At 64.4% G+C, this 1437-nt stretch carries 2 protein-coding genes and 1 pseudogene; all 3 read right to left on the bottom strand.

The features are described 5' to 3' along the window. Positions 1 to 233: flagellar hook capping FlgD N-terminal domain-containing protein (locus VZ95_RS18685; protein WP_045777204.1), on the bottom strand; the 233-nt coding region annotated here is incomplete at its 3' end. A gap of 29 nt (positions 234 to 262) precedes the next feature. Continuing rightward, positions 263 to 553: a hypothetical protein gene (locus VZ95_RS26055; protein ID WP_408606109.1), complete on the bottom strand. Its 291-nt coding sequence runs from the start codon at positions 551 to 553 to the stop codon at positions 263 to 265. Then, a pseudogene (locus VZ95_RS26050) lies at positions 456 to 1437 on the bottom strand (hypothetical protein); the annotation flags it as partial. The gene VZ95_RS26055 and the pseudogene VZ95_RS26050, both read right to left, overlap by 98 nt.

The raw sequence follows: 1437 nt of genomic DNA, 5'->3' as shown, positions 1-1437 counted from the left end.
TTCAAGTTGATCTGCTGTTCGACCTGGCTGAACTGCACGAGCTGATTGGTGAATTCGCTCGAATCGGTCGGATCGAGCGGATCTTGGTTCTTCAACTGCGTCGTCAGCAGTTTCAGGAAGTTGTCGTAGGTCGAGGCCACCGAGTTGCGGGAGTCGACGGTTTGTTGCGACGCGCCATTCAACTGGCTGACGTCACTGAACATATTCGACGTTGTGCTGCTGGTCGTTGCCATGCTTCGTTCCTCTATTCCCGGCGGTCCGGTTAAATTCGGATATCGATCACGCCCATACCGGGCACGACGCTTTGTTTTGTTTGGGCGGCGACTTCCGGTTCGGCTTCGGCATCGGCCAAAAGATCCCCATTCGCATCGCGGCCCCGACGGCCCTCGCGGCCAAATCGGCCATTTTCTTGTGCCTGTTCGCGCAGGGCGAAATTCAGCGAATTCTGCTCGGGATTAAGGCCGGTATCGCGCAAAGCCTGCTCCAACTGCCCCGCATCGCGGCGGAGCTGTTCGAGCGCTTCGGGATTGTCGACCAGAACCGTCGCCGTCACGCGGCCATCGTCGCGCACGTCCACATCGATGGTGACGCGGCCCAAAATGTTCGGGGCGCAGATCCATGATGACGCGACCGCCGCCATTGGCCGCCGTCTCAACGAGGCGGGTGCCCACTTGCTGTACGACCGGCGTTTGGAAAACCGGCGCATTCGGGCGCGAGGCCGTTTTGGCGGTCGGCGTCGCATCGCTGGTGCCGCCGGCGCTCGTCAGCACGGTTGCCGTGGCCGTGGCCGAGGTTGCGGTCTTCGGCGCCTCGGACGGGCTGTTCGTCGCCGTCGCCGTTAGGATCGCTTCGGCGGCAACCGCTTTGACGCTGGCTTTGAACGTTTGGATCGGGCCGGTCAGCGAGGCTTCGTCGCGGATCAACGAGATCTGGCTATCGGCAAAGCGCGCGGCCAGCCGTTCGCCCGCTTGGGCGCGTTCCTGGGCCCGCTCGCGCCCACGCTCCGCCGGGGATTGATCCTGGCGGCTTTGATCCTGCTTAGTTTCCGTCTCGGTCGCAGGCGCGGCGGCGGCATCCGTCGTCGGCAGACCGGCGAGGGTGTCGGCATCCTGCGGGGCGATTGTATCGGCCTGCGGCTTAGTCGCGGCGGTTTTGGCCTTCGGTTGCCCTTCGGTAACAACGGGCGCGACGACCGCCGTTTGCGCCGCGACGGGCTGCGCTTGGGTTTGCTGGGCTTGCGTTTCCGTCTCGGCGACCTGCGGTGCTGGCGCGCTTTCCGTTTTGGCGACTGGTGCTTCGGCTTCAGCAGCCATTTCCGGCGCGATAACGGTCAGCGTCTCGATGATCGCATCGGCGGAATTGGTCTGGACGGGTGCGGCCTGCGGCGCGGCGGCGGTATTGGCCGGAGCTGCCGGGGCCGGGAGCGGCGTTGCCAAA

Origin of the sequence: Elstera litoralis (assembly GCF_000963705.1) — a bacterium.
Classification (GTDB): domain Bacteria; phylum Pseudomonadota; class Alphaproteobacteria; order Elsterales; family Elsteraceae; genus Elstera; species Elstera litoralis.
This window is presented reverse-complemented; position numbering and strand designations above follow the sequence as displayed.